Source organism: Blastocatellia bacterium (assembly GCA_016713405.1).
Classification (GTDB): domain Bacteria; phylum Acidobacteriota; class Blastocatellia; order Chloracidobacteriales; family JADJPF01; genus JADJPF01.
In genome coordinates this window covers 212,073-237,879 of sequence record JADJPF010000001.1, presented here as the reverse complement: position 1 = coordinate 237,879, position 25,807 = coordinate 212,073, and the positions used below count along the sequence as shown (strand labels likewise).

Annotated in this window: 22 protein-coding genes; 14 read left to right on the top strand and 8 right to left on the bottom strand. The window is 34.3% G+C overall.

The window, feature by feature from the left end; genetic code table 11:
- Positions 1–134: 134 nt before the first annotated feature.
- The 3 genes from IPK14_00975 to IPK14_00965 form a co-directional block, all read right to left on the bottom strand.
- Positions 135–1,199 carry a hypothetical protein gene (locus IPK14_00975; GenBank protein ID MBK7992015.1) on the bottom strand — a complete coding sequence of 355 codons (1,065 nt, stop codon included), beginning with the start codon at positions 1,197–1,199 and terminating at the stop codon, positions 135–137.
- A gap of 65 nt (positions 1,200–1,264) precedes the next feature.
- Entirely contained in the window at positions 1,265–3,424 is a 2,160-nt protein-coding gene (locus tag IPK14_00970) for a TonB-dependent receptor (protein ID MBK7992014.1), read from the bottom strand.
- A gap of 33 nt (positions 3,425–3,457) precedes the next feature.
- The gene (locus IPK14_00965) at positions 3,458–6,019 is read right to left on the bottom strand and encodes a DnaJ domain-containing protein (protein MBK7992013.1); all 2,562 of its coding nucleotides are present in this window, start codon (positions 6,017–6,019) and stop codon (positions 3,458–3,460) included.
- Positions 6,020–6,390: 371 nt separating this feature from the next.
- On the opposite strand from IPK14_00965, the gene IPK14_00960 reads away from it, so the two are divergent.
- The 6 genes from IPK14_00960 (at position 6,391) to IPK14_00935 (ending at position 14,684) form a co-directional block, all read left to right on the top strand.
- Positions 6,391–7,770, top strand: a complete 1,380-nt coding sequence (locus IPK14_00960) for a serine/threonine-protein phosphatase (GenBank protein MBK7992012.1) — start codon at positions 6,391–6,393, stop codon at positions 7,768–7,770.
- Between the two features lie 29 nt (positions 7,771–7,799).
- Positions 7,800–8,009, top strand: coding sequence for a hypothetical protein (locus IPK14_00955; GenBank protein ID MBK7992011.1), 210 nt, complete (start codon positions 7,800–7,802; stop codon positions 8,007–8,009).
- A gap of 27 nt (positions 8,010–8,036) precedes the next feature.
- Positions 8,037–8,249 carry a hypothetical protein gene (locus IPK14_00950; protein MBK7992010.1) on the top strand — a complete coding sequence of 71 codons (213 nt, stop codon included), beginning with the start codon at positions 8,037–8,039 and terminating at the stop codon, positions 8,247–8,249.
- A gap of 136 nt (positions 8,250–8,385) precedes the next feature.
- A complete protein-coding gene (locus tag IPK14_00945; GenBank protein MBK7992009.1) occupies positions 8,386–8,652 on the top strand; it encodes a carboxypeptidase regulatory-like domain-containing protein in 267 nt (88 codons plus the stop codon).
- Positions 8,640–11,396 (top strand): TonB-dependent receptor plug domain-containing protein, encoded by a 2,757-nt coding sequence (locus IPK14_00940; GenBank protein ID MBK7992008.1) that lies wholly within the window; start codon positions 8,640–8,642, stop codon positions 11,394–11,396. Before IPK14_00945 ends, IPK14_00940 begins: the two co-directional genes overlap by 13 nt.
- A 357-nt stretch (positions 11,397–11,753) precedes the next feature.
- On the top strand, positions 11,754–14,684 hold the full coding sequence (locus tag IPK14_00935; protein MBK7992007.1) for a TonB-dependent receptor: 2,931 nt from the start codon (positions 11,754–11,756) through the stop codon (positions 14,682–14,684).
- 53 nt (positions 14,685–14,737) lie between these two features.
- Here the strand turns inward: IPK14_00935 and IPK14_00930 are convergent, their stop codons facing one another.
- Together IPK14_00930 and dusB are read right to left on the bottom strand one after the other, a co-directional pair.
- Positions 14,738–15,796: a UDP-N-acetylmuramate dehydrogenase gene (locus tag IPK14_00930; GenBank protein MBK7992006.1), complete on the bottom strand. Its 1,059-nt coding sequence runs from the start codon at positions 15,794–15,796 to the stop codon at positions 14,738–14,740.
- Positions 15,789–16,787 (bottom strand): tRNA dihydrouridine synthase DusB, encoded by a 999-nt coding sequence (gene dusB / locus IPK14_00925; protein ID MBK7992005.1) that lies wholly within the window; start codon positions 16,785–16,787, stop codon positions 15,789–15,791. The genes IPK14_00930 and dusB overlap by 8 nt, the downstream gene beginning before the upstream one ends.
- 368 nt (positions 16,788–17,155) lie before the next feature.
- On the opposite strand from dusB, the gene IPK14_00920 reads away from it, so the two are divergent.
- The 3 genes from IPK14_00920 to IPK14_00910 all read left to right on the top strand — a co-directional run bounded on the left by IPK14_00920 (position 17,156) and on the right by IPK14_00910 (position 19,652).
- Positions 17,156–18,082 carry a TIGR04222 domain-containing membrane protein gene (locus IPK14_00920; GenBank protein MBK7992004.1) on the top strand — a complete coding sequence of 309 codons (927 nt, stop codon included), beginning with the start codon at positions 17,156–17,158 and terminating at the stop codon, positions 18,080–18,082.
- Positions 18,083–18,213: 131 nt separating this feature from the next.
- Entirely contained in the window at positions 18,214–19,077 is an 864-nt protein-coding gene (locus tag IPK14_00915; GenBank protein MBK7992003.1) for a DUF692 domain-containing protein, read from the top strand.
- Positions 19,068–19,652, top strand: a complete 585-nt coding sequence (locus IPK14_00910; GenBank protein MBK7992002.1) for a hypothetical protein — start codon at positions 19,068–19,070, stop codon at positions 19,650–19,652. The genes IPK14_00915 and IPK14_00910 overlap by 10 nt, the downstream gene beginning before the upstream one ends.
- An 11-nt stretch (positions 19,653–19,663) precedes the next feature.
- Here IPK14_00910 and IPK14_00905 read toward each other — a convergent pair whose 3' ends face one another.
- A complete protein-coding gene (locus IPK14_00905) occupies positions 19,664–20,488 on the bottom strand; it encodes a hypothetical protein (GenBank protein ID MBK7992001.1) in 825 nt (274 codons plus the stop codon).
- A gap of 58 nt (positions 20,489–20,546) precedes the next feature.
- Positions 20,547–21,194 carry a hypothetical protein gene (locus IPK14_00900; GenBank protein ID MBK7992000.1) on the bottom strand — a complete coding sequence of 216 codons (648 nt, stop codon included), beginning with the start codon at positions 21,192–21,194 and terminating at the stop codon, positions 20,547–20,549.
- 105 nt (positions 21,195–21,299) lie between these two features.
- Here IPK14_00900 and IPK14_00895 point away from each other — a divergent pair, with 105 nt between their 5' ends.
- The 5 genes from IPK14_00895 to IPK14_00875 are packed head-to-tail and all read left to right on the top strand — an operon-like array spanning position 21,300 to position 25,191.
- Positions 21,300–21,965 (top strand): Uma2 family endonuclease, encoded by a 666-nt coding sequence (locus tag IPK14_00895; GenBank protein MBK7991999.1) that lies wholly within the window; start codon positions 21,300–21,302, stop codon positions 21,963–21,965.
- Positions 21,966–21,987: 22 nt separating this feature from the next.
- Positions 21,988–23,199, top strand: coding sequence for a tetratricopeptide repeat protein (locus IPK14_00890; GenBank protein ID MBK7991998.1), 1,212 nt, complete (start codon positions 21,988–21,990; stop codon positions 23,197–23,199).
- A 22-nt stretch (positions 23,200–23,221) separates the two neighbouring features.
- The gene (locus IPK14_00885) at positions 23,222–23,536 is read left to right on the top strand and encodes a hypothetical protein (GenBank protein MBK7991997.1); all 315 of its coding nucleotides are present in this window, start codon (positions 23,222–23,224) and stop codon (positions 23,534–23,536) included.
- Positions 23,488–24,471, top strand: coding sequence for a SpoIID/LytB domain-containing protein (locus IPK14_00880; protein ID MBK7991996.1), 984 nt, complete (start codon positions 23,488–23,490; stop codon positions 24,469–24,471). The genes IPK14_00885 and IPK14_00880 overlap by 49 nt, the downstream gene beginning before the upstream one ends.
- 24 nt (positions 24,472–24,495) lie before the next feature.
- On the top strand, positions 24,496–25,191 hold the full coding sequence (locus tag IPK14_00875) for a DedA family protein (protein MBK7991995.1): 696 nt from the start codon (positions 24,496–24,498) through the stop codon (positions 25,189–25,191).
- A 100-nt stretch (positions 25,192–25,291) separates the two neighbouring features.
- Here IPK14_00875 and IPK14_00870 read toward each other — a convergent pair whose 3' ends face one another.
- Positions 25,292–25,792, bottom strand: a complete 501-nt coding sequence (locus tag IPK14_00870) for a hypothetical protein (GenBank protein ID MBK7991994.1) — start codon at positions 25,790–25,792, stop codon at positions 25,292–25,294.
- Positions 25,793–25,807 lie beyond the last annotated feature (15 nt).

Here is a 25,807-nt window from a genome sequence, read left to right as displayed (position 1 = left end):
GAAAAATTCCACTCTTTGTAAGGTTGTAAAGAGTGGAATTTTTTATTTACTAGAAAAATTTCCTAGAAACTAATCTTTATAGCAAATTGAAACTGTCTAGGATCAAAAACTGAAGTTGGAGGACTCTTAAAGTTTCAATCTTCAAATCTAATTTGGCGAAAATCATTATTAACTGTAGAAACATTAACTCGATTAAAAAGGTTAAAGACTTCAGAGATAAAGTCAATTCTAACTCTTTCGCCAATGGGTAAGAATTTAGCTATACGCATATCAAAACTAGCAAAACCTGGTGTAGTACCAGCATTACGGCCTAATGAACCAATTTGACCTATTGAAGGTAAAGTAAGTGCGCCAGTAGCAGGGTCAACATTTGGACGATCTGTATTTGCAGATGCGTCTAAATTAGTATCTGTACCAGTCAAAATATTAAATGGTCTTCCAGAACCTAGTTCTATAATTGGAGCAAAAGTAATATTAGCTAATACTTTCTTAAAACCTGGGCTTGTTTGTTCAAATGGAGTTTTATACACACCACTAATAACAAAACGATGTCTTTGATCTAGACTAGAACGGCTACGTTCTAAATCCATTCTACGGTTATCTTGCGGTTGTAACAAAGTTTGTAAATCAGTAGAATCATCTAAGGTTTTACCAAAATTATAACTAATTAAAAATTGATAATTATTGGAAAACCGTTTAGTTAGATTTAATGTTATTGAGTGATAGACTGAATTTGAGGTTGCTTCTTGAGTTGCAACAGGGCCAAAAGGAATTGGCAGACTAGTTGGAACAAGTGCTGGATTTGGGCCAGATGGACGGAAAAAGTTATTAGCAATAACTATAGCATTAGGGCCACCTGTTGGAGAGACAGCTAAAATAGCTTGAGCATTAGGAGTATTACGATCTACTGGATGTGGTAATTTATGACCACCAGTAAAGATATAAGTAGCACTAAAAGCTAAATCTTTAACTAATTCCCTTTCAATACCAACATTAACTTGATTTGTATAGGCATAAACAAAATCTCTATCTATTGGTAAAGTAAATGGAAGAACTGTTCCTAGACCTGGAAAAGGTTTATTAGGGTCAAAACGAGATTGTCCATTTAGATAAACGGCTCCGCTAGCAAGTCCTGGAGTAACGCCTGGTATTACAGTACCTTGGAAAATTTGTGCTGCATTTAATGGTGTTGTTGGCAAAGGTAAGTTAGCAATATTGATAACTTGAGGAGATTGACCTCCATCAGCAATATCTGAGTTAAAAGCTAATGCAAGTAGTGGATGGTCAAAGAAAATTCCATATCAGCGCGAATTACAGTTTTACCATCTCCTTTAGGATCATATGCAAAGCCTATACGAGGAGCAAAATTGTTTTTATCTCGTGGAATACCTTGAATTACATTTAAGGCTCTTTCCGCTGCATCTAATTGTGCTGCACTAATAGAAAAACCATCTGTACTAAAGCCAGTTGTTGGAAATGTTGGTGTTAGCTCAACATCATAACGAATACCATAATTAATGGTTAGATTTGGACGTATTTTCCAACTATCTTGAGCAAAAAGACCTAGTGTTTTATTAGTTACTGTAGAAGTAGATTTACCAAATCCTTGAACAAAGGTTTGAGGAAGTCCTAAACCATAAGCTTGAACTGGTGTAAGTGCTGGAGCAGTAGCAAAACCTGGAACCAAAGCAGCAAAGGCTGAAACAGGAAATGACCCAAAATTAAATAAACCTGAAAAGTTTAGCTCAAATCTAGCAGGGTCAATATCAACATAATTAAAATCTACCCCAAATTTAGCAGTATGATTACCTTGTGAGAGGGTAAAGTTATCTTTAATTTCATAGCGTTTTTCTACGCGGTCTACAGGTGAGAATGGTTCACGGCCAAAGAAACCAGCACCAGTAATATTTATTGCTACATCTGAGCCAGAAGTAAAGAAAGTACCACGTCTAGCAAAGTTAAAGAGTATTTCATTAACTTTTGTACCGCCAAAAGTTTGCAAATCTTGAATAACAAACGCGGTATCACGGAAAGTTGCAATTCCGGTACGAGACACATCATTTAGACCAAATGGTTGGTTTTGTCCTGATGATTGAATACCTGTGGTTGTAATTGGTGTAAAGTTATAACGCAAGGACAGGCGGTTATCTGGGTTAATTTGATGGTCTAGTTTTACAGAGTAAAAGGTAAACTTATCACTAATTGGATAAACATTTTGTATGTTTGAAAGTGGACGAAAACTTGCAGGAATTGCGCCAAATTGTCCTCCAGAAAGCAATGCAGTGACAAAGAATTGTCTCATCCCATTTAATGGGTTAATTCCTGTTCTAGCTACACCTGCACCAGCAACTGTTAATTGTTGATAAAGTCCGCCTGCTGTAGTGCCAGCATTAGCAGCAATAAAAGCTCTTTGTTCTGCTGTACTATCAAAAACAGCAGGATCTAGCCCAATTTGAGAAAACCCTGATTCTTGTCGTCTAGTTTGGTCTAAGGCAATAAAGAAAAAAGTTTTATTTTTTTGTAGAGGGCCACCTAAACTAAATCCATATTGACCACGAGTAAAAGCAGGTCTATCCGTGCCAGGTGGTTGGAAAGCCAGCGCATTACGAGCCTGGATTGCTCTTTGGCGTAAAAATCCAAACACATTACCATGAAAATCATTTGTACCAGACTTAGTAACAATATTAACTACACCCCCTGCTGTTCGGCCAAATTCAGCAGCAAAGCTATTTATTACTACTTGGAATTCTTGAACTGCTTCTTGGCTAACCGTTGAACGAGCAGCATTTACAGAGTTATCAATATTATCTGCACCATCAACTTGCACTAGATTAGAACGCGCACGTTGACCAGCAAAATTTAACCCTGTTGTTGGTGCCGGGCCAACAGGTGGGGAATTATCCCGACCAATTTGAGCGTTTGTTAAAGCAAAGTTTAAGAAGTTACGCCCATTGATTGGAAGGTTATCAATTCTTTCTTCATCAATTGTTTGGGTCACTGCTGTTTTAGAAGTTTCTACAACAGCAGGTGCGGCAGTAACAATAATTTCTTCACTAACATCACCTGCAATTTTAAGCTCTATATCTAATCTAGCCGCCTGACCTAAAGTTAAAACAACATTTTCATTTACTGTTCTATTAAAACCAGCAGCTTCAATACTTACCTCATATGTGCTAGGTGGTATGGCTAAAAATTTATAAGTTCCTGACTCATCCGTAGTAGTACTACGTTCATTACCTGTTTGTGGATTTCTTAATGTTACAGTGGCACCAGGAATAACTGCGCCTGTTTCATCTTTAATAATACCTACTAAATCAGCCGCAGTAGCTTGTGATTGTGCATATGCAGTAGGAACATAAACAGTTCCACCGAAAAGTAGGCCTAGTAGCGATAGATAGACAAGGGTGCGAAGTAATGGCCTCATAAAATATGTCTCCTCGTTATTTGCTTAAGTATTTTAATTGTTTTGCCTGGTCGGGAAAAAATTTTTAGGAATGTAATTTTTTTTTAGCTCTAAAGCGCGATAAAACTCTAATTCTGCGGCTTGAAACATTCCTGTTAATTTTGATAATGCCCGAGCAAGATAAAAATGATATTCAGCAAAATTAGGTTGTAATTGAATTGCTTTTTGTAAAGCATCCCTTGCTTCACCATAAGAACTTTCAAAATAAAGCCTTTGTCCATAATCAAACCACTCTTGGGCAGTTTGTGGAATGCTTTGGTTGTTTTGATTTTTCCGATAAGTACGTGTGGTGACACCGCTATAGTAAAATCCTGAATATGATGTATCTTCTAAAAAATTATTTGATTGAGAAAAGTTAAATTGTTTATTTGGCTCTTTATTGATTTTTGTATTGTTTTGACGGTTTCTAGCGACAGGACTTTTTAGCATTTCATAAGCACTAGAAATAGAAGTAAAAATCTTTTCCAGTTCTGCCTTTAAGCTAATTTGATAATTAAGTAGTTGACTATTGCGGTCTGGGTGAAATTTTCTTGCTAAATTGTTATAAGCTTCATTGATTTCTGCTTCTGTAGCATTACGAGAAACTTCTAAAACTCCATAAGCATCTGAAGAGTCAATATTTGCTAATTTACTTTCTACTTCATAACAAAATGCTGCAACAGTTGAAAAATCTAAATCCTGTGGAAGTGGGCTAGGGTGTGATAAAACTCTAGATACAGCCGTTTGCTTTATTGGCTTTACTTTCTCTATTTCTGTAGCTAACTCCAGCATCCCAATTGATAACAAACCACAAATAGTGCGTAAGGTTTCATTTTCTGGTAATCCCCCTAGAGACAGTATTTCTTCTACAGACATTGCTGAATCAATACGAGAAACTATATAACCTTCTTGTGGATATAAAGTGACAGCTTGATAAAGTAACAATGGGTCATTGGTGGCACGCAGTGGTCTAGTAAAATCACCCAACCATTGTTTAATTAACTCTAAATTATCTAGCCTACGAATACCTTCAAAAATAATATCTGCTGTAGAAAAAGGCATTTTTATTGCTTCAGTAATAGCAGGCTTTATTTCAAACTTGTAACTTCCAGATGTCCAATTAAAAGTTGAGTAAGTGATATGAGAAACATGTTCAACTACAATTGGAGTTAATTCTTCTAAACTTATAATACCTAGTTTAAGTAATACTCCTCCCATCCTTTCACCAGTTTCATCTACTATTTTAGTAGCTCTAAGAAACTCTTCAGCAGAAATTCTACTGTTTCTTAGCAAGTGTTCTCCTAAACGTTCTTCTTTTTTAGAGCTAGAAGCAAATACTATTGCACCTTGATCAAAATATACTATCTTTTTAATATCTCCATTAATTAATGTTAGCTCACCAGAAAGACCTAAGTGATAGCAAGAAAATAGTATTACTGGCACTGGTATATCACCTAAAGAACCCGTATCTACTTTTGATAATTCTTTAATAACACTAGCAATATCTGGAGCAGAAACCACTAGTAAAGCCTGCATTAAAGCTCCCATATCATAGACTTCTTCCGCCGTATGATTCTCCATATCTATAGTAGCAGTTGTAGGATCATTACTAGGCAAACTGACTTTAGGAGTTGGACGAATACCACGTACTAAAGCTGGTATATGTTCCATATCTTTAAGTCTTTGTAAAACTTCTGACGCGCTATTTATACGAAGTTCAGGATCACGTACTAGCAGGCGATTAAGTAAATCTCTAAAAGGCTCACTAACTACAACATGTTGTTGCCATTCTATTCGGTCTGTATGTTTATTAGTTAATTGTGATGGATGAATACCTGTTAGCAGTCTTACAACTGTTGCGGCTGAAGCATAAAGGTCACTTTGTGGAACAGGTTGACCAAAGGTTTGTTCTGGAGGAGCATAGCCTGGTGAGCCAATAAGAGTTTGACTACTAGCTTTATTAACTGCCCGACAAACTGCACCAAAATCAATTAATAGCAATCTCCCATCAGTATGACGCATTAAGTTTTGTGGCTTTATATCTCGATGAATTAGACAGGGATTTTGATTATGTAAATAATCTAGAATTTCTGCAATTTCTCTTAGTAAAGCTCTAGCTTCTCTTTCATCATAGGTTTCGCCTTTTTCCAGTGCCGCTTCAGCTAGATTAACTCCCGGTATATATTCTTGTAGCAAATAAGAATAATTATTTTCTAAAAAGTAAGCATATAACCTAGGTATACCTCTATGATTAAGGTTAAGTAAGGTTTGAGCTTCACGCTTAAATAACCTCTCGGCAGTAGCTTTACGGTTTTGTGTATCACTTTCTGAATCGTTATTTTCTAAATGTGCAGGACGAAGTTCTTTTAAGATTCTAGGTTCATCAAAACAATCCTGGTCTTCTACTAAATAAGTAGTACCAAACCCACCTCGGCTAACTAATTGTTTTACCAAGCAACGGTTACGAACTAAGATACCCATTAACAATGAGTTACAAGTTAAGCAACGACCTGAAGGGCCACCTAATGGTTGACTACAACGTAGATTTGAGCATTGCTCATTATAAGACTCAACCATTTAATTAATTACCTCAAAACATCCTAATAAATTATAAAATATTGATTTAAATAAATTACAAGATAAAATGCTGGTATATACTAAGCAAATTTCTTATATAAATTAATTTTATTAGGAAAGAATAGTCTAATAACCAGCAATAAAGCAAGAAAGTTACACGATTTCTAATAAAATTTTGATAAAAGGGAATATTTTTTCTTGTATAAAAGCAAAGAGAAAAATATATTCTTAAAGAAAATCAAGAAAAACAATTCATTTCAAGTTAGAGTTATTTAGCGTGTTGAAAGAAAAGAACTATATTAATATAGCTTATCAAATAATTAGGTTAGTAAATTTATTCCTCACATTAAAAGTTGAAAGTGGTAGATTTTATGGGTTTTGTTACTTCTACAATAGTAGGTCTTACAGATATAGGATTAGTAAGGGAAAATAATGAAGATGCTTTTGTTATTGCTTATCCTAAAACAGGTCAGCGTTTGGCTGATCGCTGTAGGGTGACTTTACCTATAGATACTAATAGTTTACTCTTAGTTGTTTCTGATGGTATGGGGGGAGCAAGAGCAGGTGAAGTAGCTAGTTCAATGACAGTTAAAACATTAATGTCAGAAATTCCTAGGCTTCCTAAAATACTTTCTCCACATAGTAGATTAGAAGCAGCTATTGAAGCAGCTAATTTTGCTGTTTGGCAAAAACAACAATTAGATCTTTCGCTAAAAGGAATGGGAGCAACTGTTACATCAATTTTTATTGAGCGTGATTGGGTATATATTTCTGAAGTAGGTGATAGTCGAGCCTATATTATTCGTGATGGTTCAATAAGACAACTGACTAATGATCAAACTATTTTGCAATTTCTACTAGATAGTGGAGCTATTAGCCAAGAAACAGCAGAAAAAAGTTCTTATAAAAATGTTTTATTACAAGCAATTGGACAACAAGAACATTTACAAGTAGCTTGTAGTTCAATGAAGCTACAAAACCAAGATATATTTTTGCTTTGTTCTGATGGATTGTATGGCAAAGTTGATAACCAAGAAATACAGTCAACTATTTATGAATCTGCTTCTTTGGATATAGCAGCACATCGTCTAATTAATTTAGCTAAAGAGCGTGGTGGAGAAGACAACATTACATTAATTCTAGCTCAATTTGAAGGCCAAGCACTTGAAATTAAAGCTCAAGAATCAATAAGTAATTCTATTAATGTTATTTCAAAGTTTAACCCTGATACCCAAACCAAGGCCCAGCCTATGCGAAAAATGCGTGAGGCCGCCTATCAAGACTGGTTAGCAATGGCTGTGGTTGATTATTTTGTAGAAACAGAACAACAAAAATTAGCTTTAATGTCACTGGGCCGTTATGGTGATTACATAGCATTTCGTAAGGGAGATGGACTTGTATTTCAAGGAGAAAAGGGCCCAGAAACCCAATATCATTATTGGTTAGTCTCTGGACGATATAGAGTAGAAATTGAACTTGTTTCAGGTCAACGCTCAACTTTAGCCATCATTGTTCCACCTACAGATATGCGTTCTAATGATGAAATTCTCCAAGACTTAGTCTATAACGTACCTATTAGAAGACAGTTTTTTACAGCTTCGCTCTCTATGCTAACGCAAGCTAATCAACGTAATGCTACAATTTGGTGTGAAGATAATGAAAATATTGCTATTCGTGTCCCAATGATGGTTTATCAAAGAGTAGCAGAAATTCTTGGCAGTCGATTTCTTAATGCTGTAAAACATTCGTAAAAATTTTATTATGGTTTGAGGAAGATTAAATGCGTCAAAGTAGTTTACCTTGTCCTATTTGTAATAATTTAATTCGTCCATTAGATTCAACTCGCAATCTAACTTTTCATAGTCGTGCAGAAGTCTTACATAATCGTTGTTGGTATGAAAACCAGGAACTTATTGAAATGTTAGAAGCAAAAGAATCTGAAACACCTTTAGCAGAAATGATAAAAAGAGTTAGAGAGAACCCTAATTAACTTTTAGAAGAAATTAGCAATTAATTTATGAGTATAAAAAGTTATCATTGTAATATATGCGGAGCTTGGCTACTGGTAGGAGAAAAACACTCCTGTAAGGCTGAATATTTAGATATGGTAGATCGTATTGCTAATTTTTTAAGCCAATCTCATCATCATCCTGAAGAAACTGAAAATCTAGCAGAAAAGCTTAAAGAAAAAGCCTTTCCTAATTCCTCTACTAATAAAAACTCTACTTAAGCAGCTTTTTTAGTATTAAATAAAGTGTAATTATTTGGAATGGTACAACTAATTGACCTTTATTTTGCTAAATCCCATAATAATTATATCCCCTAAAAATAATCACAAGCCCTAAAAATTCACTAAGGAGAAAAAAATGTATCAGATCCTCCAGAAACTGATCTCATCTCTGGTGTTGCTACTGTTGCTAGTTGTTTTACCTATAAGTAGTCTGGCGCAAAATAGCTCAACTACTGCAAGCATTTCAGGAGTAATAACAGATGAACAAGGTGCGGTAGTTGGTGGAGTTACAATAACAGCTAAAAATTTAGAAACTAATGCTTCTAGAGAAGTAGTTTCTTTAGAAGATGGCCGTTATTTAATTATCCAACTCCTCCCGGCAATTATGAAGTGTCAGCCCTAGTAGAAGGATTTATTACTCAAACGACACAGCTTAATTTAGCTTTAGGAACAAATACAGAATTTAACTTTCTTATGCGTATTGGTACTACAACTGAAATAGTAGAAGTTCAAGCAGGCAATTTAATGGATGCAAGCAGAACAGAAAATAGTACAAATATTGATCGTGGTAGAATAGATTCTTTACCGATCAATAGAAGAAATTTTCTAGACTTTTCTCTTACAACTCCTCGTGTTACTACTGATAGAATCCCTTCACAAGGAGCTTCTGCAACCTCTGGTTTCTCTGTCAATGGTCAAACAGCCCGTGCTAATAATATTACTATTGATGGACTAGACAATAATGACCTAGCTTCTAGCTCAGTACGTTCAACATTTAGTCAAGAAGCTGTACAAGAATTTCAAGTTGTGTCAGATAGTTACTCAGCCGAGTTTGGCCGCGCTCTAGGTGGTGTAATTAATATTGTTACTCGTGGTGGTGGTAATGAATATCGTGGCGGTTTGTTTTTCTTTAACCGTAATGATTCAACTAGTGCTAGAGATGTTTTTGCTCCCTTTGAACCTGAATTTCAGCAATATCAATTTGGTGCTAGTTTAAGTGGGCCTATCAAAAAAAATAAAGCTTTTTATTTTGCTGCTTTTGAAAGACTTTCTATTCAACAAAATAATTTTGTTACTATTAGTGACAATACTATTAACGCTATTAAGCGTAATGGTTTTTCCATTAGCAATGGCCCATTAGGTCAAAGTCTTGGTACTACTACAGGACTAGTGCGTAGTGACATCCAATTAAACCCTAATGATAATTTATATATTAGATATAATTTTGGTGGAAGTGCCAATAGTGCATTAGAGCCTTTTGGAGGTTTAGTAGCACAATCAAATAGCGGTATTCAACAATTAGATGATAACTCTATTGCTATCACTAATACCTACTTAAATACTGGCTTAAATTTAGTTAATGAAACTCGGTTTTTATATGGACGACGTAATCAGTCTATTAGGGAAGTTGACCCTGGCCCACAAGTTCGTATTATTGCACCAGAAGGACAAGTAACATTTGGACGTAGTACTTTTTTACCTCAATTTAGAGAGCAAAGAAACTACCAAATTCTTAACAATACAACTTTGACACGTGGCCGCCAAACTCTAAAATTTGGCTTTGATTATATTTTTGCTGACTTACCAGATAAAAAAACTAATGTACCTATATTTCCTGGTGGACTAGCATTCTTTTTCCCAATAGATTTCCCAGCTTTAACAGGTATCCCCGGCTTACCCGTCTTTAGTGGTCTACAAGCTTTTGACCCTAGCTCACGTACACCAGAGCAACAAGCTTTTCTTGTAGGTTTATCTGGACTACTACCTCAAATGGTGCCAGGTTTTCCTGTTCTACCTCTAACAAATCTTTCTTTACCAGCAGCATATATTCAAGGTTTTGGTGATACTTCCTTAGTTGTACCTCAAAAACTCTTTTCTTTATTTGTTCAAGACGAAATTAAGCTTCGCTCAAATTTATTGATTAAAGCTGGTTTAAGATATGACCTAAACCGAGTTAGGTTTCAACCTAATAACAATGGCAATTTTAGCCCTCGTATTGGATTTAATTATAGGCCAGGTGCTTTACCTAAATTAAATCTACGTGGCTCTTATGGACTTTTCTTTGCAGGTATTCAAGTTGCTGGTGCTGCTTTTGCTGTACAAACTACCACAGGTTCAAATTCTCTTGTACTACCTAATTTATTTTTCCCATTTTCTATTTTGGCATTTTCTCAGCCTGGAAATAAATTCCCTGATTCCAATAATGTTCCACCTGGTTTAACCATTGTTCCTCAACTAACACAATCTTTCCAATATCAAAAAGGACTTCGTAATAGCTATACTCAACAAGTAAGCTTTGGAGCAGATTATTTAGTTGGTGGAAATACAATTATTTCTGCTGGTTATCAATATGTAAGAGGCGTTAAACTATTTTCCGTGCGTAATATCAATCCAATAGTAAGACCCCTTTCCCCAAATCCAGCCGTAAACGCTTTAGTCGGACGTGTTGATCCAACACGTGGAGATTTATTTCAATTTGAATCAGCTTTTGATAGCTATTTTCACTCTTTAACACTATCGGTTAATCGTCGTTTTTCCAATCGATTTGCAATACTTGCTCACTATACTTTCTCTAAAGGAATAGATAACTTTATTGATGTACGTACTGACTTACAAGAAACCGTAGATCCTCTAAATCCTCGTCAAGAAAGAGGTCTTTCTTTACAAGATGTACGTAGTCGATTTGTTTTATCAGGCTTATTTGATATAGGTTTTACCAATAATCCATTGCTAAAAGGTTATCAACTTTCTACGATTGTTAACTTAAATTCTGGTAGACCTTATAACTTACTAGCTGGTGTAGACTTAAATAGAAATAATGATAATCCTGTAGGGGATCGTCCTTTAGTTGGAGGCACTCCTATTGCTAGAAATTCTGGATTAACTCCAGGTTTTGCTAATGTGGATATGCGATTTAGTCGAAATATTTCTTATAAAGAGAAGTTTCGTTTTCAAGGTTTTATAGAAATTTTTAATCTTTTTAACCGAACTAACATCAATGATATAGCACGAATATTTCCACCTGATAGCCAAGGCAACTTTAATTTACCTGCCAAAGATGGAAATCGTTTTACCACCAATCCTGAGCAATTTGTTTCTGCATTTTCTCCACGCCAAATCCAATTAGGATTTAGGCTAAACTTTTAGTTTAATATCAGTCAATAAGCTTAAGCTTATTGACTGATATTTCTATTAAATAAAAATTTAAACTATTCTCTAAAATTAATTTATCTTAATCTCAAAATGTGGTTGAACCACTTTCTTGTTACCAGTATACTAGCGTAAATCAAAAAAGCTAAATACAGTTATTTGTTTGTTGATAAAGGCTGTATTTCAAGCTAAATCAATAAATAAATTTAATAACAGATCAGGTTTTAATAAAACATTTTAGTAAGTTTACAATCACTCTATTTTAATTTATTGGAGGAAAGAATGTACCAAGCAGCGCGAGTACTATTATCTAGTCTCATATTGCTAATGGTAACTCTGGGTTTTGGCTCGCATATGCTAGTCTTAGCCCAAGGTGGCGCAACTAGTGCTGGACTTTCTGGTATTGTCACAGATGAACAAGGTGGCGTTATCCCAGGAGTTACAGTAAAAGCAAGAAATACCGAGACTAATTTAGTTCGTGAAATAACTACTGATGAAAGCGGCAGTTATTTACTTTCACAATTAACCCCAGGCAAATATGAGATAACAGCAGCAGCCGAAGGCTTTACTACCCAAACATCTCAATTACAATTAGTTCTAGGAAGTGTTCTAAAACTAGACTTTAGTATGACTATTGGTAGCACTTCAGAAATTATTGAAGTAACCACCAATACAGTTATAGAAGAAGCTAAGACAGAAAATAGTACAAATATTGATACTCAACGTATACAAAGTTTGCCCATCAATAAACGTAACTTCTTAGATTTTTCTTTAACTTCTCCACGTGTTACTGCTGACCGTGTACCTGCACAAGGTGCGGCAGCAACTTCTGGCCTTTCTTTTAATGGTCAAAATGGCCGTGTAAATAACATTACCATTGATGGCCTTGACAACAATGACCTTGGAACTGGTTCAGTACGTTCAACATTTAGTCAAGATGCAATCCAAGAATTCCAAGTAGTTAGTGATAGCTACTCAGCAGAATTTGGTCGTGCTTTAGGTGGTGTAGTTAATATTGTCACCAAAGGCGGCGGTAATGACATTCATGGCAATATATTTGGATTAATTCGTAATGATTCAACTAGTGCTAGAGACGTATTTGCTCCATTTGAACCTGAATATAAACAATATCAATTTGGCTCATTTTTAAGTGGCCCAATAAAGAAAGATAAAGCTTTTTACTTTTTATCTTTTGAAAGATTAACTATTTCTCAAAATAATTTTGTTACTATTTCTGATCAATCCATCAGAGCATTACAAAGAAACGGGTTCCCTGGTGATCGTAATGGCCCAGTACCTTTCTCTATTGGTAACACAACTATTCTTGCTCGTTCTGATATCAGAGTAAATGACCGTGACAATCTTTGGGTACGCTACAACTATGGTGGCTCATATAGTGGTTCTTTTGAACCATTTGGAGCATTAATAGCTGAAAGTGGTGCTAGTACACAACGCTTAGATGATAATACCATTGCAGCTAACAATACTTATGTTGGTACTAAACTAGGGTTTGTTAATGAAACACGTTTTATCTATACTCAACGTGACCAAGCAGTAGATCCTTTTAACCAAGGCCCTCAAGTTCGTGTAATAGGCCCAGAAGGTTTATTCCAAGCTGGTCGTAGCACTTTCTCACCTCAACCACGTGACTTGCGAGTTTATCAATTTGTTAACACTTCAACTATTACCAAAGGCATTTATACTGGTAAATTTGGTGTTGATGTTAACTATACAAATACACCAAATCTTAAAACCTCTGTTCCTGTTTTTGGTGGTGGTTTTGCTCTCTATAACCCAATCAATTTCTCTGCCTTAACAGGTATTCCAGGACTACCTAACTTTACTGGATTAGAAGCTTTTGACCCAGGTTCACGTAGCCCAGCACAATTAGCTTTCTTACAAGTTGCTTCTGTTCAACTACCTAATTTAGTACCTGGTTTTCCAGTATTACCTTTAGCTCAACTTTCTTTACCAACTGCCTATATTCAAGGTTTTGGCGAACCACGTATTGAAATTGACACTACACAACTTAGTTTCTTTGCTCAAAATGATTTCAAAATTAAACCTAACTTTACCTTAAAATTAGGCGCACGCTATGACCGTAATACTCTACGTTTTATGCCAGAAAATAGCGGTAATATTGCTCCTAGAGTAGCAATTGCGTTTCGTCCAAATCAATTACCTAAATTAAGCATTCGTGCTTCTTATGGTTTGTTCTTTGCTGCTTCTGTCACCGGCCCAGCTTTTGTAATTGGCCGTAGTGTAACAAGTCAGTTATTACAAGTAACTCTACCTTTCCCATTCTCAATTATTCCTGGTACTTTACCAACAAGAGGATTTCCAGAATCAACAACCGTTCCACCAGGAATAAATTTTGTTCCACAACTTAACCGTAGATTTACCTATGCGCCCAATATTAGAAATAGCTATACCCAACAAGTCAGCTTAGGTTTTGATTACATTATTGGAAATAATACTGTATTCTCTGCTGGTTATAACTATGTAAGAGGTATCAAGCTACTTTCACAAAGAGACATTAATCCTATAGTTCGCCCAGTTGCTAACCCAATTGATAGCGCGCTTATGGGTCGTGTAGATCCAACAAATGGAACTAACTTCCAATTTGAATCTTCATTTGATAGCTATTTCCATGGTTTAACTTTAACTCTTAACAGAAGATTAGCTAATAACTTTTCTATCTTCCTTAACTACACATTCTCTAAATCAATTGATAACTTTATTGATATACGTTCTGACTTAAGCGAAATCAACAATTCTCTTAACATCCGTCAAGAACGTGGCCTTTCCTTGCAAGATGTACGTAGCCGTTTTGTATTATCAAGTACAGTAGATTTTGGTTTTGTTAAAAGTCCTATAACCAAAGATTTACAATTGTCTACAATTATGACTCTAAATTCTGGCCGTCCCTACAACTTATTAGCTGGTCAAGACTTAAATCTTGATGGAGATCTACCTGCTGGAGACCGTCCTGCATTTTTAGCTCGTAATGCTGGTATTAGCCCAGGATTTGCTAATGTTGACCTACGTCTTACACGTAATTTTGTTTTCAAAGATAAATTCCGTGTTCAACTACTTGCAGAATGCTTTAATATCTTTAACCGTGTTAACATCAGTGAAATTAATCGTATTTTCCCAAGAACCGCAAGCGGTACATTTAATCTACCTTCTCAAGACGATGGTGGTCGCTTTGTTGCTCCAAAAGAACGTTTTCTTAATGCTTTCTCACCTCGTCAATTCCAATTTGGGTTTAGATTTAATTTCTAAAATTTAGCACCTAGAAAAAATAAAAGGAGGGAAAACATCCCTCCTTTTATTTTTTAAACAAAAACTGGTTCTACCTCTAACCAAATATCAAAATCTTCTACCACTTTTTGTTGAATCTCTAAAGCTAAATCCCCAATCTCTCTAGCTGTTCCATCCCCAGAATTGATTAAAGCTAAAGCATGTTTACTAGAAATTGCTACATTGCCTTTCCTATAGCCTTTTCTAAATCCTACCCTTTCAATTAACCAAGCAGCAGAAAGTTTTACTTTGCCAGATTCAGCAGGAAACTCTGGAATAGTTTCTTTAATATTTTTTAGCCTTAATTTTTCTTTTAGCACTTCAAGCTTTTCTAATTCAATAATTGGATTAACAAAAAATGACCCAACACTAAAACTATCCGGCTCATTTTCATCTACAACCATGGCTTTTCTACAACGAATATTTATGACTGCTTCACGAGTTTGTAAAAGCGAGGGTGTTAAAGAAAATTTTTCTGATAAATATTTTTTTAACTCAGGATATTTTATAGTTGACTCATCTTTAAGAGTTAGAGCATACGTAACATTAATTACAATATATCTATTTTTCGCTTTTGTCTTAAATAAACTTTGGCGATAGCTAAATTCACATTCTAAAGCATCAAATTCTACTATTTTTTCTGTGAACCGGTCATAAGCTTTTACCTTAATAATTGTATCTTTTACTTCTTGACCATAAGCTCCAACATTTTGAATAGGAGTTGCTCCAACTTTCCCAGGTATCCCAGATAAACACTCAATACCAGACCAACCATTATTTACAGCCTGTAAAACAAAATTGTCCCAAATTTCACCAGCAGCAACAGAAACTATTATTTTATTTTCTACTATTTTACTTACTATTCCTAGGTTATTTATATGTAAGACTAGTCCTGGAAAACCATCATCAGAAATGACTAAATTGCTACCTCCACCTAAAACAAAAAGTGGTAAATTTGCTTTTTTAGCCCATTTTACAGTCTTGTAGATAGTTTCTTCATCTGTGGCATCAACAAAATAACGTGCTAGCCCGCCTATTTTTAATGTTGTAAAAGGACTTAGTAAAATATTTTCTTGAATTTTTTCCTCAAGCATAAGTTAATTCTGGCTCAATACTAGAAAAATATTCATTAATTCTTTCTGTTAATTCACTAACTGCTAGAGAATGAAAAACTTGATTGCGAAAAGTAGCCCCACCCGGCAACCCACGAGTAAAATGTCCACAAAGCTGTTTTACTTTACCTAAAGCAGATTTTTCCGTTGGCATTTCTTCAAGCATTACTTGTAAATATTCCATCAAAAAGACTCGTTTATCTTCTATTGTTGGTTGATAACTAGCTAGCCCCTGCATTGCCTCATCAATTTGGCGAAAAATCCAAGGATTTGCCATTGCTCCACGTCCAATCATTACCCCATCAACGTCTGTTTCCTTTAATCTTTTTAATGCTTGATCAACTGTGCAAACATCACCACTTCCAACAACAGGAATTTTTACAGCTTGTTTAACTTCAGCAATAATATTCCAATCAGCAAATCCACTATAGCCTTGCATCCTTGTTCGTCCATGAATTGCAAGTTGTTCTATTCCGCAATCTTCTGCAAGTTTACCTACTTCAATAGCATTAATAGAATTTTCATCCCAACCAATACGATATTTAAGAGTTAAAGGAATTTTAATTGCTTTTCGGGTAGCTTTAAGAATTTTTTCCATCTTAGGTAAATCCTTAAGTAAACTAGAGCCACCTCCACCATTAACAACTTTTTTTGCAGGACAACCACAATTTATGTCTACAATATCAGCCCCAGCCATTTCAGCAACTTCTGCTGCTGCTGCCATTCTATCTTCATTATGACCAAAAAATTGTATTGAAATAGGCTGTTCTTCTGCTTCAAAGTGCATAAGTTTATGTGTTTTTAAGTTATTTCGTGTTAAACCTTCTACACTAATAAATTCTGTAACAATTAAACCAACACTGCCACAACGCTTAATTAACTTGCGAAAAGCTGAGTCTGTTACTCCAGCCATCGGAGCAAGTATTAAATTAGGCTTAATTTTTACATTGCGAACATAATATTCTGTCTTCATAATACTATTACCTAAAATTATTTCTTTAACTTATTAAGTTATATGGATTAAGCCGTTAATTATAGCACTAAAATATATATCTAAAATCAAAGATAGCTATACTATATTTTGTGGTATTAAAAATTTAATATACTAAATATAGACCTTGGACGCTTTTTCTATAAACTGTCCGTCTAATATCTATAAGTTGTTGATTATAAATAATTTTTACAAGTATTTTAAATTTTTTGTTACATTATTTTTACTTGTTCTGAGATAATAGGTAAAAGCATAATGTGTGTAGATAAAACGGGACTGTAACAATAAGATAAACAAAGAGTTACAAAAACTATAACTATTAACATGCCTAAAACTTAATGAGGTGATTTATGGAATGGTTAACAAACAATGCCCTTACAAACCTACACGGATTTCAATTTCTTTTTCTTTATATTTCTGTGGCAGCTACTACAATTTTTGCTACTTGGCTAATGGTAAGACGACAAGACAAAACCGATAAAATGCCTCCTTTACACGTACCAAAAACTCCTGATATTTATGAGATTGCTTATCTTCGAGGTAAAGAAAACGAAATTATCCGACTCTCAATTCTTAATTTAATTTCTCAAGCATATTTACAAATAGTTAGTGACAAAATTAGCAAAAATCCAAATCATCCTGACCCAGGACTACTTTCAACACTAGATAAACAAATATTTGCAGCTTGTTACAATGGGATGGAAGCAAAAGATGTTTTTAGTAATCCCACTATATCTAACATAGCAATAAGATACTGTGAAACTTATCAACAAAATTTAGAAACTAAACATTTATTAACATCTCAAGAAGTTAAACAAGCCGCTTGGGGAATAGGCACAGCAGGAGCATTACTTCTGATGTGTTTAAGTGGTTATAAAATAGCTGTTGCCATAAGCCAAGGCCGACACAATATAGGTTTTCTAATCTTTCTAACAATTATTTCCTTGGTAATTTTAATCTTTGCAGCTAAACCTCCTAGATTAAGTAAAAGAGGTAAAAATTATTTAGAAATGCTTAAGCAAGTATTTTCCAATTTATCTAATAAGGAAAGTTTGAGTGCAACATCTACTTTTGATCCAGCAATAGCACCAATGGCGATGGCTATATTTGGTGTAGGAATACTAGCAGGGACTTCCTTTGATTCCTTTGAACATGCTTTCCACCGTTCTGCTTCTGCTGGTAATTATGGTGGTTGTGGTAGCAGTTGTGGTAGTAGTAGTTGTGGCGGTGGTGGCGGCTGTGGTGGTGGTTGTGGCGGTGGTGGTTGCGGCGGCTAAAAATAATCATACGTAGGGTTAAAACCCTACGCTACATAGCTGTCGCCCCGTTGGGGCTTAAGATTAAAATATTAGAACATTTAGTTTACAGTGTATTTATTTCTATAACTAATAAATCTAAGGAAAAATTTATGGGTCGTGTAACTTTACCAGTCTTAGGAGTTGGAATTGGTTTTAGGGAACAGTTTGCTGGCGAACTATTCCTTAATCAAGATAAAGTAGGCTTTTTAGAAATTATTGCAGATCATTATATTGACCCACACCCAAATAAAGAAAAAGAGCTAGCCATCTTAAAAGAGCATTTTACATTAGTACCTCACGCTATCAACCTTTCTTTAGGGAGTGCTGAAGGATTAAATCAACCTTACTTAAAAAAACTAGCTAATTTAGTTAATAAATTAAACCCGCCTTGGTGGAGCGAGCATATTTGCTTTACTCAAGCTGGTGGAATAGATATTGGTCATCTTTCTCCACTTCCTTTTACCTGGGAAGCAATTGATGTAATAGTAAAAAATATTAAGCAAGTAAAAGAATATATTAATGCTCCATTAATTTTAGAAAATATTACTTATATGTTGGAAATTCCTGGGGCAGAAATGAGCGAAGCAGAATTTATTAGCGAAATTTTAATGCAAACTGACTGCGGTTTACTTTTAGACATAACTAATTTGCATATTAATTCTGTTAATCATAAATTTGATATAGAAAGTTTCCTTAACTCAATTCCCTTAGAGCGTGTGGTTCAATTACATTTTGTTGGGGGACATTATCATCATAATTTGTTGATAGATAGTCATTCTCATCCAACCCCAAGAGAAGTTTGGCAACTTATGGAAACTGTAGCAAAAAGAACCTGCTTAAAAGGTGTAATTTTAGAACGCGATGAAAATTTCCCTCCATTTAATGAGTTGTTAACGGAACTAGAACAAGCCCGCCGAGCCATAAAAGTTAATAAACCTTCCTTAGTAGTTTCAGAGGATTTCTTATGGGTTTAGCTGAAGTTCAAAAAACGCTTGCACAGCTTTATACTGATAGAGATTTGCGAGAAAAGTTTTTAGCTAGCCCAAAAGTGGTTGCAACAGATCTTGGGCTAAATTCTAAGGATTTAGAGCAGCTTACCCAACTTTCTACTTTTCATTTACGTGAATTTTCTGAGTCATTACATTATAAGCGAATGGGAGAAGTAAGAGATTTACTTCCATTTACATCAAAAAGCTTAAAAGCAAAATTTGCTAAATTTTTTCTTAAATTTGCTGATGGTTATTTACCTTCAGGAGTAAAAAAACATAGAGATGATGCGATTGCTTTTGCAGAATTTATTAGCAAAAAGTCAGATTCTGTTGATTGGTGCAAAGAAATAGCAATTTATGAAGCTACTAGGTTAAAACTAGCAGAAAGCTCTAAAATAATAATTTTTCGATTGTTCCACTTTCCTCTAAAAGCAATTTTCTCTCAACTTTTACAATCAAAAGAACCTGTTTTAGAAAAAAAGCTAACTTTAGCTATTTGGATAAGGCTACCTGGAAAAAAAACTTGGAATCATTATTTGTTATCTTTTCCAGGTAGCTAATAGGTTTTTAATTAACGGGTTGGTGTTTGAAGTTGAATACCTGTTTTACCATCTCCGATTACTAAAGTAAGTGGCCCGTTATGACCTTTAATGCCTTCTGCACGCGCCTTTTCAATTTCTAACTGTAACTCCAGTTTTTTAATTTCTAGTAGTGCAGGGTTAGCATAAGTTTGAGCTTCAATTTGTTTGGTTTTAGCAGCAACTTCGGCTGCTTGAAGGCGAGCTTCTTCAGCTTGTTTTTGTTTTTCATTAGCAACTACAGCACTTGCAGCTTGTTCAATTCGGTTATCTAAAAACTCAGGATTACCAATTTGAACACTTTCCATAGTTAAAAGCAGTTGACTAGATAATATAGGTCTTAAAGATTCAACTATTCTTTTTTGTATAGCCTCTTGATTAGCATAAATGTCATAAGCATTATATGTAGAAAAAGCATTTCTAGCTTCAGTTTGCACGATACCATGTAAAATTTCATTGCGTCGCTTATGTCGCTCTGGTTCATCAGAACCAAATTTGCGGACATATTCCATAACCTTATCTGGTGATGTAGAAGCAGTTACACTTACAGGAACTTGTAGCGCAGCATTATCCTTGGAAGTTACTCTAGGTGTAGTAGTTTCGGTAAAAGAACGCATATTAACTTCATAAGCGCGTTGACCTGGTAACATAGTAGTAAACCAACCATCTGAAGGTGTATAAACTCGTTTAATTGACCCCCACTGAGTAAATACTTTCACAGTACCTTCCTGAGTATATTCAATGTTAGTAGCAACAATTATCGTAGTAATAACAACTACAATTATCGTAAAAACGGCAGCAATTGTTTTGGCACTCATAAATTTCCTTTCTAAAGTGAGCAAAAGCTCTCATTAGTTTGTGTAATCATTAAAAATTTTAGTTAGTTTTATTGAGTTTAGCTGAATCAAGAAAAGCTTCTAAATCTCCATTTACTTCCATATCTGTTTCTTTTGTTCCATCTAATGTCCATTTATAAAGAAAACCATTATGTGGAAGCATTATAATGCTAGTTCGTCCTCGGTCGGGAGAGTCTCCAACTACAATGGTAGCTGAAAGGTCAGCAACCTTAATTTCTTCAGCCCTTATTAGCTGAGTAAAAACCCCTTGTTTTACCAGACCATTGCCTAATTTTTTAGGGTCAAGGTCAGCCCGGCTCGCTTTAGCATCTCTTAATGTAACAGTCAGGCTCATTACTGGTAAATTACCCGTCCCGGCAGGCCCAGGGTTAGACCAAAGTTTTTGATCTACTTTACGAATATAAGAAAGAACTTCTGTTTCCTTTGGTTGTGGTTGTGAAGTCACAATCCAGCCTTTTTGCAAAACAACAGAAATTTCTCCCATTTTTGGTTTAATCAAAGTTGGAGTATCCGCTATTTTTGGCGTTTCTGTTGGATTTGTTTTACTAGTAATTTCTTTTGGCTCTGAACAAGCCACCATAAGAAAAAATATAGAAACCAACAAAACCTTAAATGCAGCAAACATAGATTTTTCCTTCTTTTCTCTTGTGTAACAAGCTATTGTCATGATAGCGAGCATCTTGCTAGACTATCAAGCTTATCAAGTTTATTTAAAAACAAGCGTTTTTATCTTGTGCTAAAATCCCTTAAAAAGCCGCTTTTGGAGTTAGTTATGAGCGCAATAATAGAAACACCAATTCTTGAGCCAAAAGAAATAGTTAAAGAAAATCATATAGTTTTACCTAATATTAGCTGGTCAACCTATGAAAGTTTGCTAAATGATTTAGCTGATACAACTGCTGCTCGTCTAACTTACAATCAAGGAAAGCTAGAAATTATGGCCCCTCTACCTGAACATGAAAGAATCAACCGAATAGTAGCATTAATAGTTGAGGTTGTTGCTGAAGAATTAAATATAGATATTGAAGCTTTTGGTTCAACTACCTTTAAACATAAAGATTTTGTTCAAGGCTTTGAACCTGATTCTTGCTTTTATATTCAACATGAAGCTATAGCTAAGGGGAAAACTAAATTTGACTTAAAGGTTGATCCCCCTCCAGATTTAATAATAGAAATAGACATTACTAATAGCTCTATAGATAAACTCTCTATTTACAAACAATTAGCAGTTCCAGAAATTTGGCGTTATGATGGCAAAAAAGTTATTATTTATAAATTAGAAAATAATGATTACCAAATACTTAATAACAGTTCTTCATTTCCTTTACTTACTAGTGAGAATATAAATTATTTTATTACCCAAAGTAAGAACTTGAAAAAAACTGTTTTCTTAAAATCTTTACGAGCATTTTTAAGAGATAAAATAAATGCTAAATAACTTAAATTAGAAGGCAAAAATAATGACTATTGTAGAAGAAAAAATCGATCAAGCAAAAAATTTACTTATACAAAAAAAACCTTTAGAAGCAGAAAAAACACTTCGTCAAGCTGTTGAGATGGATAAAACATCTGCTACAGCACAAGTAGAATTACTGCGTCTATTAGGACTAATGAAAAAGTGGGAAGATTTTGACAAATTTGTTGAACAAGCTTTTAATTCATTTCCTGATAATGCTGATATTTTGACTTTTAGAGGGATAATGCTTTCCCGCCAAGATAAACTTAATGAAGCAATTGAAAGTTATCAAAAAGCAGTAGCTATAAACCCTGAATTAATAATGGCTTATACCAATTTAGGTACAGCTTTAAGAGACACAGAAAGATTTTCTGAATCTGAAGAAGCTTTACAAAAAGGCTTAAAATATGATCCTCAAAACTATCATTTCCACTATGAATTAGCTCAAACTCTAGCTTATCAAATGAGGATAGAAAGCTCTATTTATGAAGTTTTAGAAACCTTAAAAATTAATCCTCAATATGAACGTGCTTATCTAGCATTAGCTAGACTTTACCAACAAAACAATCATATTGATCAAGCTATTAATATCTTAAAAGAGTGTATTCAAAGAATCCCCACTTGTTGGGAAGCAGTAGATATGCTAAAAGATTTTCTTTTATTAAAAGGTGATTTTCAGTCTGCTTATAATCTTTGGGAACAAGTAATTGCACAACGTGGACTTATGGAAGACTATTTAGAGCTAGGAAAAATTTGTTTGGTAGCAGGTAATGTACAACGTGCAGAACAAATTTTCCAAACAGCTATAAAGAAAAACCCTAGAGCCTGGCAACCTCATTGTTACTTAGCAGAACTTTATGATGTAAGTGGATTAGCTGATAAAGCTATAGAAAAATATAAAGCCGCTATTAAATTAAATAAAAATTCTTATGTACCTCATAATGGTTTAGGGGTAATATTACTTAAAAAAGGTGATGTAGCCGAAGCAATTCGTCAATTTTCTCAAGCCTGTAAATTGGTGACGGCTGATGATCCAAAACCTGTTTATAACTTGGCTTTAGCATTATGTAAAGCTAATAAATTTGCTGAAGCACAGGGTTTGTTAGAAAATTTTCTATCAAATTTTAAAACTATTCCTCAAGATCCATTCTTTGATGAAATGCAAAAACTATTTAAGAGTATAAAAAAAGAGCTATCTAAAACTACTCAAGTATAATTTCTTTGAGCTTAAAATATTGATGGTTAAGCAATCTTACTTTTACCAAGTTCTATTTGCTCTGTTGCTATTACTACTAATTAATTCCTCAGTAGTAGCAACAGAGCCTAAAATTGCTATTCTAAAAATAGGACTTTTTAACTTGCTTAAACCAAAAACTATTGATATTGAAGTAGTTACAGATGAAATAGTAGCAATTAATAGTCAAGAAAGCTCTCAAGAAAACCATTCAAAAGTTTTATTATTGGAACAAAGTTTAACCTTAGTAGCAAAATCAAATAAAATCACTTGTTACTTAAAAAATTCTCAAAAAACAGTTATAAAAAATGGGAAGTAGACAAACTTAACTTATCTGGTAATAATTCTTTATCTTTATTTGTTGCCAATAGGTTAAGACGGCAAATTCCAGCACAAATTAGCTTTTATGCCAAAAATGACCTACTTTATACAACTTTATTAACAAATCCAGAAGACACAACAAAAATAGCACTTGCTTCAGAAGTTTCTGAAATTAATAATATTAATGCCACTCAAGCTTTAGCTATTTTTAAGGCATTTGCTGTAGTTGTGCGTAGCTATATTGAATCAGAAAAAGGCCGCCATCGCCAAGAAGGTTATGACATTTGCGATAACACCCATTGTTTACTTTATTTAGGTGAAGATAGCCTGGCTAATTCAAAACAAGCAAATATTGTCACACAAGCAGTAATAGAAACTAAAGCATTAGTATTAAAATTTACGGATAAAATTGTCCCAACATATTTTACAGCTTGTTGTGGTGGATTAACTGCTTTACCTACAGAGGTTTGGACAGGAAAACAACATAGCACTTATCCTTTTTCTTCTATTAAGTGTGATTATTGCAAAAATGATCGATTTTATGTTTGGGAACGTACTATTGCGGCTAAACAGCTATGGAAAGCTTTGCAAACAATGTTAAACTTCCGTCCTAGTGCCGAAACAAAATTGATACCAATATATAATGGCAAAGGTGTAGTAACTGCACTTAATATCAAAGAAAATAACTACAAAACAAAAATTTCGGCGGCAAAATTTCGCCATTTAGTAGGCAAAACCCTAGGTTGGAATATTGTTCTTAGTAATTTTTACCAGGTAAAATTTCAACACCAACAAATTACATTTGTAGGAAAAGGTTTTGGTCATAACCTTGGGTTATGTTTGGCTGGTGCAAGTGAGCAAGCTCGGCAAGATCGTAGTTTTTTGGAGATTTTAGAGTTTTACTTTCCTAACACCAATTTATCAGCAAATTAAATTTATGGGATTTATGAAATTGTTATGATTTTTAATTATTATTTTACTTTATTTGCTCTATTTTTATGGAAGTCCAAAATCATAGAGGCATTAACAAAATTTTCACAATGGTTGTCAGCTTATGGTGTGCTAGGAATGTTTGTAATCTCTTTTCTTGATTCTACCTTTGTTCCAATACCAAGCGGCCCAGATCTTTTACTAACTAAATTAGCTGTAGAAAATTATCAATACCCCCTAAAACTCATTCAACTAGTTTTAGCTGCTTCTATTGGCTCAACTATAGGCTGTACAATACTTTATTTAATTGCTAAAAAAGGTGGTGAAAAAGTCCTCCAAAAAGTCAATCCTGAAAAAAGAAAGAAAATCGCTAACTTTTTAGGTCGTTATGATGCTCTAGCTCTAGTAATAGCATCTATATTACCACCCCCATTTCCTTTTAAGCCTTTTATTTTATGTGCTGGTGTATTTAATTTTAAGCTTTCAAGATTTGTTTTGGGTCTTTTAGCTGGTCGTACCCTTCGCTTTGGAGTTTTGGGAGTCCTAGCATTTTATTTTGGTGAAGCAGCAAGAGACATTATGACTAAGTATGGCTTAAAATTACTTTTAGTGTTTGTTGCTGGACTTGCAACATTATATTTAATTAAATTTTTGCTTGATAAAAAACGTTCAACGGAAACAAATACTGATACATCTGAAGTAGCCATCAATAGCCAATCCTAGTAAAACAGCTAATTTTTAGTTTACAAATAAAAAAGGTCTGCTTTAACCTAATAAGCAGACCTTTTTTATTGTTAAAAATTTTATTGTAAATAATAGGAAATTAATGACTTAAAGAAGTAATCATTGCCCTAGAAATTGAGTCTTTTAAGTCTATAACAAGGCTTCTCTTATTTTGATCATTATCAGAAAAAATAATAATTTCCAAAGCATCTGCTTGACTATCAGCAGGAATCACTATTGAAACTTCAGAAAAATTAATTAGACCATTTGATTTTCTAGACTGGCTAGAAATTGTAGAAGGTTTACCAATTTCTACTAAATTTGGCTCATTATTTAATGATTTTTCGATCTTTAATGTTTTAATTAAAATTTGTTGAGAAATATTTGGGCTAGCAATTGCTAATTTTACTAACGCACTACTATCATCAAGACGTTGTGAAGTAGTTTGTAAGTAAAAATGAGGTAAATTAGCTACATTACTGGTTAATGCACTTTTCCATTTTTCATATTCTTGTTTTGCCAAAGATTCTTGTTGAACTTGTTGAGCTTCTACAAGCGTTGCCATCAACATAAAACAGCAAATCAAAATTAATTTTTTCATCCCAACCTCCAGAAT

Coding starts and splice junctions, on each gene's coding strand:
- IPK14_00970 (MBK7992014.1), bottom strand. CDS start 3,424: ATGAGGCCATTACTTCGCACCCTTGTCTATCTATCGCTACTAGGCCTA.
- IPK14_00965 (MBK7992013.1), bottom strand. CDS start 6,019: ATGGTTGAGTCTTATAATGAGCAATGCTCAAATCTACGTTGTAGTCAA.
- IPK14_00960 (MBK7992012.1), top strand. CDS start 6,391: ATGGGTTTTGTTACTTCTACAATAGTAGGTCTTACAGATATAGGATTA.
- IPK14_00955 (MBK7992011.1), top strand. CDS start 7,800: ATGCGTCAAAGTAGTTTACCTTGTCCTATTTGTAATAATTTAATTCGT.
- IPK14_00950 (MBK7992010.1), top strand. CDS start 8,037: ATGAGTATAAAAAGTTATCATTGTAATATATGCGGAGCTTGGCTACTG.
- IPK14_00945 (MBK7992009.1), top strand. CDS start 8,386: ATGTATCAGATCCTCCAGAAACTGATCTCATCTCTGGTGTTGCTACTG.
- IPK14_00935 (MBK7992007.1), top strand. CDS start 11,754: ATGCTAGTCTTAGCCCAAGGTGGCGCAACTAGTGCTGGACTTTCTGGT.
- IPK14_00930 (MBK7992006.1), bottom strand. CDS start 15,796: ATGCTTGAGGAAAAAATTCAAGAAAATATTTTACTAAGTCCTTTTACA.
- dusB (MBK7992005.1), bottom strand. CDS start 16,787: ATGAAGACAGAATATTATGTTCGCAATGTAAAAATTAAGCCTAATTTA.
- IPK14_00920 (MBK7992004.1), top strand. CDS start 17,156: ATGGAATGGTTAACAAACAATGCCCTTACAAACCTACACGGATTTCAA.
- IPK14_00915 (MBK7992003.1), top strand. CDS start 18,214: ATGGGTCGTGTAACTTTACCAGTCTTAGGAGTTGGAATTGGTTTTAGG.
- IPK14_00910 (MBK7992002.1), top strand. CDS start 19,068: ATGGGTTTAGCTGAAGTTCAAAAAACGCTTGCACAGCTTTATACTGAT.
- IPK14_00905 (MBK7992001.1), bottom strand. CDS start 20,488: ATGAGTGCCAAAACAATTGCTGCCGTTTTTACGATAATTGTAGTTGTT.
- IPK14_00900 (MBK7992000.1), bottom strand. CDS start 21,194: ATGACAATAGCTTGTTACACAAGAGAAAAGAAGGAAAAATCTATGTTT.
- IPK14_00895 (MBK7991999.1), top strand. CDS start 21,300: ATGAGCGCAATAATAGAAACACCAATTCTTGAGCCAAAAGAAATAGTT.
- IPK14_00890 (MBK7991998.1), top strand. CDS start 21,988: ATGACTATTGTAGAAGAAAAAATCGATCAAGCAAAAAATTTACTTATA.
- IPK14_00885 (MBK7991997.1), top strand. CDS start 23,222: ATGGTTAAGCAATCTTACTTTTACCAAGTTCTATTTGCTCTGTTGCTA.
- IPK14_00875 (MBK7991995.1), top strand. CDS start 24,496: ATGATTTTTAATTATTATTTTACTTTATTTGCTCTATTTTTATGGAAG.
- IPK14_00870 (MBK7991994.1), bottom strand. CDS start 25,792: ATGAAAAAATTAATTTTGATTTGCTGTTTTATGTTGATGGCAACGCTT.